This window comes from Desulforhopalus singaporensis, assembly GCF_900104445.1.
Classification (GTDB): domain Bacteria; phylum Desulfobacterota; class Desulfobulbia; order Desulfobulbales; family Desulfocapsaceae; genus Desulforhopalus_A; species Desulforhopalus_A singaporensis.
Genome location: NZ_FNJI01000041.1, coordinates 20,515 through 27,780, shown reverse-complemented (window position 1 = coordinate 27,780; position 7,266 = coordinate 20,515). Strand labels below are relative to the sequence as shown.

General features: G+C 50.9%; 8 protein-coding genes. 2 read left to right on the top strand and 6 right to left on the bottom strand.

Annotated features, from left to right (window positions below; genetic code table 11):
• A partial coding sequence (locus tag BLQ17_RS19375; RefSeq protein ID WP_143005565.1) for a PH domain-containing protein occupies nucleotides 1–719 on the bottom strand: 719 nt, incomplete at its 3' end.
• Between the two features lie 730 nt (nucleotides 720–1,449).
• On the opposite strand from BLQ17_RS19375, the gene BLQ17_RS19365 reads away from it, so the two are divergent.
• A complete protein-coding gene (locus BLQ17_RS19365; RefSeq protein WP_092225807.1) occupies nucleotides 1,450–1,728 on the top strand; it encodes an Lrp/AsnC ligand binding domain-containing protein in 279 nt (92 codons plus the stop codon).
• A 140-nt stretch (nucleotides 1,729–1,868) separates the two neighbouring features.
• On the opposite strand, the gene BLQ17_RS19360 is transcribed toward BLQ17_RS19365, so the two are convergent.
• On the bottom strand, nucleotides 1,869–2,348 hold the full coding sequence (locus tag BLQ17_RS19360) for a universal stress protein (RefSeq protein WP_092225806.1): 480 nt from the start codon (nucleotides 2,346–2,348) through the stop codon (nucleotides 1,869–1,871).
• 171 nt (nucleotides 2,349–2,519) lie between these two features.
• On the opposite strand from BLQ17_RS19360, the gene BLQ17_RS22355 reads away from it, so the two are divergent.
• The gene (locus tag BLQ17_RS22355; RefSeq protein WP_143005564.1) at nucleotides 2,520–3,278 is read left to right on the top strand and encodes an MOSC domain-containing protein; all 759 of its coding nucleotides are present in this window, start codon (nucleotides 2,520–2,522) and stop codon (nucleotides 3,276–3,278) included.
• Nucleotides 3,279–3,457: 179 nt separating this feature from the next.
• Here the strand turns inward: BLQ17_RS22355 and ubiE are convergent, their stop codons facing one another.
• From ubiE to tilS, 4 genes are read right to left on the bottom strand one after another with little or no spacing between them, the layout of a single operon-like run.
• Complete coding sequence (gene ubiE / locus BLQ17_RS19350) at nucleotides 3,458–4,198, bottom strand: bifunctional demethylmenaquinone methyltransferase/2-methoxy-6-polyprenyl-1,4-benzoquinol methylase UbiE (protein ID WP_092225805.1); 741 nt, start codon at nucleotides 4,196–4,198, stop codon at nucleotides 3,458–3,460.
• A gap of 51 nt (nucleotides 4,199–4,249) precedes the next feature.
• On the bottom strand, nucleotides 4,250–5,608 hold the full coding sequence (gene asnS, locus BLQ17_RS19345; RefSeq protein WP_092225804.1) for an asparagine--tRNA ligase: 1,359 nt from the start codon (nucleotides 5,606–5,608) through the stop codon (nucleotides 4,250–4,252).
• 15 nt (nucleotides 5,609–5,623) lie between these two features.
• Nucleotides 5,624–6,526 (bottom strand): damage-control phosphatase ARMT1 family protein, encoded by a 903-nt coding sequence (locus BLQ17_RS19340; protein WP_092225803.1) that lies wholly within the window; start codon nucleotides 6,524–6,526, stop codon nucleotides 5,624–5,626.
• Complete coding sequence (tilS, locus tag BLQ17_RS19335) at nucleotides 6,523–7,248, bottom strand: tRNA lysidine(34) synthetase TilS (RefSeq protein WP_092225802.1); 726 nt, start codon at nucleotides 7,246–7,248, stop codon at nucleotides 6,523–6,525. Before tilS ends, BLQ17_RS19340 begins: the two co-directional genes overlap by 4 nt.
• Nucleotides 7,249–7,266: the final 18 nt, after the last annotated feature.

Genomic DNA, 7,266 nt, shown 5'->3' with positions numbered 1-7,266 from the left:
CTGTTGGAGCGAAATTGCCTTGTCACCGAGATCGGGTCGTGGATCGCGTTATAGGAAAAATCCTCAACCCTGTAGGTCTCAAAACCCGATGCGACCAGGACCGGATCTCCCGCCGTCGCCCCCTGTGCGTTGCGGTTCAGACCGGCGACATAGGACCGCTGCAGCAGCGCCATGGCGATCCTTCTTTCAATAAGCTCCTGTCCTTTAGCGTTCAGGTCGCCGCCTTTTCCGGCGATTTTTTTTACCAGGTCAAATGAGTCGGCGATTTGATCGACAGCGCCGGAAATCCTGCCGAGGGAGTCGTTTATGGTAAGAAGAAGCTGATACAACCTGTCATGCAGCTGGTTGATCTTCGCCAGCTTTTCAGCTGCACTCAGGTGGGATTTTTTTATTTCATCGAGAATCCGCAGTACCGCTTCAAGTGCATCAAGCTGTTCCTGGCTGAGACCGCCGCCACCGCCACCGCCGATGTCTCCGCAAAGCGCCTCGCAGGCGTCTTTTGCTGCCTGATCATGCTCGTGGCATTCTCTCTGGTCCCCCGCATCCTGGGATGCGATCGCGCAGAGCCTGTCAACATCCGGCGGACACTCGCTACAGGACCTTATGGTGTAGAACTCGTTGGAATGAATGACGCCTGCTGATCCGGTGCCGGTTCCAGGAATCAGATATGCGAGTATGGCCGTAAGAATTACCGCCGGATAGCTGCGAAAAGTTTTCATGGCGCCCTCCTTGTCAATACACTTGACAGCACATATACTTGTTAGGTTGCTCACAGCCTAACAAATAAAAAGGATGGGTGTGGTAAGTAAATGGTAAATATATATTCGCTAAATCAGTACGATGCGACAGATTGGCTATAGAGGAGGTTAAAACACAACAGCTTTTGTTGTTTTGCTCAGGCTGCTGCAATAGGGAGTTCAGCTATGGTCCGGCCAGGGGCTGTTCTGCAGTAGATCAATGTGGATACCTCAGGGAAAATAAGCGTCGAGGTATGGTGTTTTTAAAATTTGATATTATCTTTATGCTGAAATATTCCAGGCAGGTGCAAAGTAGTAAGCCAAGACTTCAAATTATTTTGCATGTATAATTACCGGGTGCAGACAGAATCCTCCACAGTGGCCGCAATTTTTTTCTACGGATACGTTTTTTCATCCGCCTGCCAGAATCTTTTTCATCCTCGACAACTTATCCGGCTCGATGTCCGGCTTTTGAAACTGCTCCAGCAGTCTGTTCATCTCTTTTTCGAGGTTATCTTGTAGTTCTTTCTAATGATCAACCTCATCGTTTATTGCCCTTCTGGTCCCGATTGCCGGGTGGTGCATCGCATTTATACAGTTTTCATGGTGTGTCTATGGATGAGATACTGCCCTCCTGACCCGACCTCGGATATTATGCCAAGGGCCAGATTTTCTTCATCTACTTCTATTTTTTTCCCGGGAACTCTACAAGATGGACAACAAAGTGGCCGCCATACTCGGGGTGACGCTGACCAACAGAACTCATTTCGATTCCCTTGAGGAGCTGGACCGGATTCCAGGCGTCTCAGCCGTTTACGTGGCCACCGGCAAATACGACCTGTTCGTTGAAGTCATGATGGATTCCATCGAGAATCTCGACCAACTGCTGTTTTCAAAAGAAGGATTCGGGGGAATAGAATATATCGCCGGGACCGAAACCTTTAACGTACTCAACGCCAAGACAAAGTTTTTCAAGCTGCCCACAGAATAACTTTCCCCCGCAACAACAGACATGACCAGCCGATCCCTTAAAACAACTTGCGCCACAGCAGCTTACGGCGATTGCGACAAGGCTGGGAAGGGGGAAACACGACCCCTCTCAGCCTTGCGCAGGAACTGGTCCCCAACCGTTTAATCGCAGCAGGTATAAGGGTTTATGGTAAGTACAGGACATGAGGCGGAGCGTACCACCTTATCGGCGACACTACCGAACATTATCTTTTCAAGTCCTTTGTAGCCATGGGTACCCATGACAATCATATCAGCGTCGATATCCACAGCATACTGAACAATCTGCTCGCCCACATCTCCCATGAAGACTTTGTGGTTGAGCTCCTTGACACCAGATTTTTCACAAAGATCCTGCAGCCCGGAACAAAAAGAGACCATCTTGGCTTCAGCACTTTCAATCAACTCTCCTTCAAGGCTGGGCAGGGTGATCTGCGGCACAAAAAATCCGGAATAGTCCTCAAAATTCTGTACAACGAAAACCAGGTGCAATGAAGCGTTGAACCGCCCGGCGAGATAAATCGATGATTCTGCTATTAATTGCGAATTGTCGGAAAAATCCACCGGGGTTACTACTTTGGTAATTTCATGAATAATGCTCATAAGTTCTCCTTCTTTTAATGATCCAGACCAAGTCCTTGATTTATCTTCTCATAAATAATTTTAAAACTCAAACTTGAGATTTGACATTTACAAAATGAACGATATGGTCTAATGACACATTGTGGTAATAGTGGCGACCATACCGTAATCAACTTACCCTGGAGTTAACAATTGCAGAAAATCAAAGCAATATCAATAAGTAATCGTAAAGGTATCCGTAAAAACAATGTTGCGGAAGCGATGTTGATAAAGGACTTTGGCCTGGAAAATGACGCCCACGCCGGGAAATGGCACCGTCAGGTAAGCTTTCTTGCCGAGGAGTCGATCGAAACGATGCGCGCCAAGGGCCTCGATGTCGTGGCCGGCAATTTTGCCGAAAACATCACCACCGAAGGCGTTGATCTCGCCCGGCTGCCGGTTGGCAGTCACCTGAAGATAGGAAAGACCGAGTTGATAATTTCCCAGCTCGGGAAAATCTGTCACACCCGATGCGCCATTTATCACCAGGCCGGCGACTGCGTCATGCCACGGGAAGGAATTTTTGCGGTGGTTATAGAAGGCGGCAGAATAAAAGTCGGCGACACCGTAACCATATCCGGAAAACGATCGAAAGCCGCGGCTTTTGTGGGCGAAAAGGATGCCGTAAGTTCCTACGGCGACACCGTTGTCTCACTGATAAAGACAAATTTTGGACCCGCATTTGTCCGGGTCGACACGATCAGCACCAGGGAGGGCGGAAACCTCAGCGCGATATTGAAGGATCTGACAGAGACTCAGAAAATAGAGGACATTATCATCTATGATCCGGCCGGCGGGCTTGGTCTGGCCCTGGCCGGACTCGAACGAAAAAAGGGGAGCGAACATCGCTATCTCCTGGGAGATTCAACTATCCATTACTGCCGACAGATGGAACAGATAGACAAGGCGTAAGCACCGGCCACCAGATCATCGGCGCCTCTTCAGCCATGGGATCTGATCGCCAGCAGCAGCCCCCAAAATAACTGCTGAAACAACCCTGCTTCAGGGCTATCAGAAAAGACATCCCTTTAAAAGGTCATCCCGGGCTGGTTGTTCCTGACCAGGTGCAGCCAGCCCGATTGCCTGAACCGTTAGCTATAAGCAGGCTTTTCTCCCCAGTGGACCCCGATTGTACCGAACATAAATTTTTTAGAGCTCACCCGGGAAAAACCTGCCGCAATGAAAATTGACTCAAGCTCTTTCGCAGTGTAGAACCCCATGGTCGAGCCGGTCAGGTAGGCATAAGCCGCCTCATCCCTGGCGATCATTTTTCCCAGAACGGGAATGCCGTATTTCAGGTAACACCTGATAAACGGGTAGAGAAAATTTTTTTCAGGAGGTGTCGTGTCAAGACAGACAACCCTGCCGCCTGGCATGAGCACCCTGTGCACCTCCCTTAAAACCAGCTCAGCATTATCCACGTTTCTCAGCAGATAGCCAAACGTTACGGACCGAAACGTATTATCGGCAAAAGGCAGCCTGTTGGCGTCACATGCCTGCCACCTGATCCCGCTATTGCCGAACCTCTTTTTTGCTTCCTGCAGCATATTCCACGAGAAGTCGGCTCCGACGACCCGGGCACCGGAATATGTCTTCATCATCAACGCGCCGATATCCCCGGTTCCGGTTGCCAGATCAAGGCAGAGTCCTCCCTGGGGATCACCTGCTTTTGCTACCACGAAATGCCGCCACTTTTGATCCTGCCCCATGGTCATGACCCTGTTCATAAGGTCATAACGTCCGGCTATGGCATCAAACATCTTCCTAACGCCAGGCTCCTTGCTCAACGAACCACCCTCTTTAATCCCTGTTTTAGATTGCACGGGATACATAAACCCCGCTGTGCATATTTTTCCCGCGCCCGGAGGACTTTGATATAAAGATTAGCAAGGTGCCGATCCCGGAGTTCTGGGGAAAGGAATCACCTCCCGGATATTCGCCATGCCGGTCACGAACTGGACAAGACGCTCAAACCCGAGGCCGAACCCGGCATGCGGCACCGAGCCGTAACGGCGCAGGTCGAGATACCAGTCATATTCCGCCGGATCAATACCCGTTTCAATCATCCGCGATTGGAGAACTTCAAGCCTGTCTTCACGCTGACTTCCGCCTATAATTTCCCCAATTCCCGGGACCAGGATATCCATTGCGGCGACGGTTTTGCCGTCATCGTTGAGCCGCATGTAGAACGGCTTTATAGATGCCGGGTAATCGGTTACCGCCACCGGACAGCGGAACAGTTTTTCACTGAGATACCGCTCATGTTCGGATTGCAGGTCGGCGCCCCACCGTACCGCATACTCAAATTTATCTCCGGCCTTTTCAAGTCGTTCGACCGCCTCGGTATAGGAGATGTGGATAAAATCCTTGGCAATCACATCCTGCAGTTTCCCGATGAGGCCTTTCTCGATAAACTTGTCGAAAAGGGCCATGTCTTCCGCGCAGTTTTCAAGCACATCGGCAAGGAGATATTTCAGCAGCTCCTCAGCTATTTTTCGGTTGCCGTCGAGATCGCAAAAGGCCATCTCCGGCTCCAGCATCCAGAACTCAGCGAGATGCCGTGACGTATTGGAGTTTTCCGCCCTGAAGGTAGGACCAAAGGTGTAGACATCGCCCATTGCCAGGGCATATACCTCCGCCTGCAGCTGTCCGCTTACGGTGAGGCCTGCCGATCTCCCGAAGAAATGATCTTCACCCGACCGCTCCCTGCCGGTGCTTACCTGGAACATCTCTCCGGCTCCTTCGCAGTCGCTGGTGGTTATAATCGGGGTGTGTACCTGGATAAACCCACGCTGCTGGAAAAAGTTATGCACCGCATAGCCGAGTCTTGATCGCACCCTCGACACCGCCCCCAGCGCATTGGTTCGAGGACGCAGGTGATTTATCTCCCTTAAAAACTCGAAGCTGTGTCTTTTTTTCTGCAACGGGTAGGTTTCACTGTCCGCACCGCCTACTATATCAATTTTTGTCGCGTGCAGTTCAACCGCCTGCCCCTTGGCAGGTGATTTTCTGAGTTCGCCGTCGACCACGACACTTGATCCTGTTGCAAGGTTCTTTATATCCTGCTGGTAATTTTCAAGCCCCTTATCGGCAATGACCTGGAGATTGGCAAGGCAGGAACCGTCATTGATTTCGATAAATGAAAAGCCTCCGGTGTCTCTTCTGGTACGTACCCAGCCGGCTACCGCCACGCGTTGCCCCACGGGTTGATCCTGCAGAACCTTCTTGATTCGTATATCCATGTCTGATTCCCCTTCTTAGCAAGCTCCCTTTTGATGAAAATATACTGCCATCTCTCCCTTTCCGGTTATCGTCCCAGGCTGCAGGCCGGTCAACTGTTCCAGATGACGTGCGGCCGCCGGGCATTTTACCGTCAGCAGACAGAAAATATCACGTTTTTCATCCGATAGACTTTCAAAATTGCCCTGGCCTTTGCTTATAATCAAGTCTGCTTCTGTAAATTCCCTGAGAAATGACTGGCCACACTGGGCCAGAACGGTACCCGGACAGCTTGTTTCATTGGTGATTATTTTACCATACCGGTCAAGTCCGACCTCCAGGGCGTCTTCTGCAAGCGCATCATTGATTATCGGCCCGCCCTTTACCGCTACGGTGATGAGGAGCCCTCTTCTGGCCAGATAATCAAGCAGCAGCGTGTCAAAAACAATTTCACCGCAATTGTCGGTGAGATAACAGACGCGGTCCCCTTTTTTAAGCTTTGCCAGCCGATCGGCAAGTTTTGCGGTATGATCGACTACCAGGACTTCTTCCAGGCAGCTGTCAAGCATCTGTTGGAGGTCAAATTCTTCCAGAGCGCCGTAATCAATGATATTGCCGGCGATGGCAAACCGTACGGCGGCAACCAGTTCGTCCTCTGCCTGGCGGACCTTCTCCCTGGCCGCCGGCAGCGCCGCCAGCGCCTGGCGGTTGCTTATTTTTTTCTTATCACTGTAGGGGTCAATGCAGCCGGTAATCGAGGCGATCGCTGCATAGATCGGGCCGGCGTTGGCGGGAGGGCTGAGGGCAAGATCGACCTCGGCGAGCATGGCCGCTATCTGCTGCAGGGCCGCCACCTGCGTCCTCTCATCGGAACCGATCAATTTGACAACCTGGCAGGTCTGGCGCAACAGGCAGGGGAGGCAATCCGGATTTGTTCTCATAACAGATAATCTTTACGTATATTGGAGAGCGCGGCAAACATCGAATTTTTCGCACCCGGCTCATCGCTGTAAATGTTGTGCAGCAAGTCCCGAACTTTTTCCCTGCGCGTATTGTCGGATAAAGGACAGAGATTTTTTACCGGATGAACATCAAACTGCCGGGCCAGTTGATATATTTCCTGTTTTTCCAGATACGCCATAGGGCGAATCAGGGAAAGGGTTTCGTTGAACAGCTGCTGTCTGGGAATCATAGTTGACACATTGCCGCTGTAGAGGATGTTGAGCATAAAAGTTTCCAGCAGATCATCCTTATGGTGCCCCAGAGCAATCTTGGTGAAATTCTCTCTCCTGGCCAGGTCAAAGAGTTGGCTGCGCCTGTTCCTGGCGCAGAGATAACAGGATCTCTCCTTCTCTTGAATGGACCATTCGTTTTCAGTCCGCAGGTCAATGCCGTGTCGTTGCAGCTGATCGAAGATTTTTTTGTGCGGACTGCTTTCTCCGCTTTTGCGGCGCCAGAATCCGTGGTCTATATGCAGCGGAACTATTTCAAACCTGATAGGTGCTTTTTTCTGCCACTGCCGAAGAATACAGCACAGCACCATGCTGTCCACCCCTCCGGACACGGCAACCAGCACACGATCACCATCCTCAAGCATATGATAGTCGTGCATAGCCTGCCCGATTTTCCTGTTCATCGCAGGTGGAATTTTTTTCCTGACCATTACATCTCCGTACACGGC

What these genes read in the sequence shown, in the direction of transcription:
- ubiE (WP_092225805.1), bottom strand. Translation starts at nt 4,198, where the DNA reads ATGTATCCCGTGCAATCTAAAACAGGGATTAAAGAGGGTGGTTCGTTG.
- BLQ17_RS19340 (WP_092225803.1), bottom strand. Translation starts at nt 6,526, where the DNA reads ATGAGAACAAATCCGGATTGCCTCCCCTGCCTGTTGCGCCAGACCTGC.
- BLQ17_RS19365 (WP_092225807.1), top strand. Translation starts at nt 1,450, where the DNA reads ATGGACAACAAAGTGGCCGCCATACTCGGGGTGACGCTGACCAACAGA.
- asnS (WP_092225804.1), bottom strand. Translation starts at nt 5,608, where the DNA reads ATGGATATACGAATCAAGAAGGTTCTGCAGGATCAACCCGTGGGGCAA.
- tilS (WP_092225802.1), bottom strand. Translation starts at nt 7,248, where the DNA reads ATGGTCAGGAAAAAAATTCCACCTGCGATGAACAGGAAAATCGGGCAG.
- BLQ17_RS19360 (WP_092225806.1), bottom strand. Translation starts at nt 2,348, where the DNA reads ATGAGCATTATTCATGAAATTACCAAAGTAGTAACCCCGGTGGATTTT.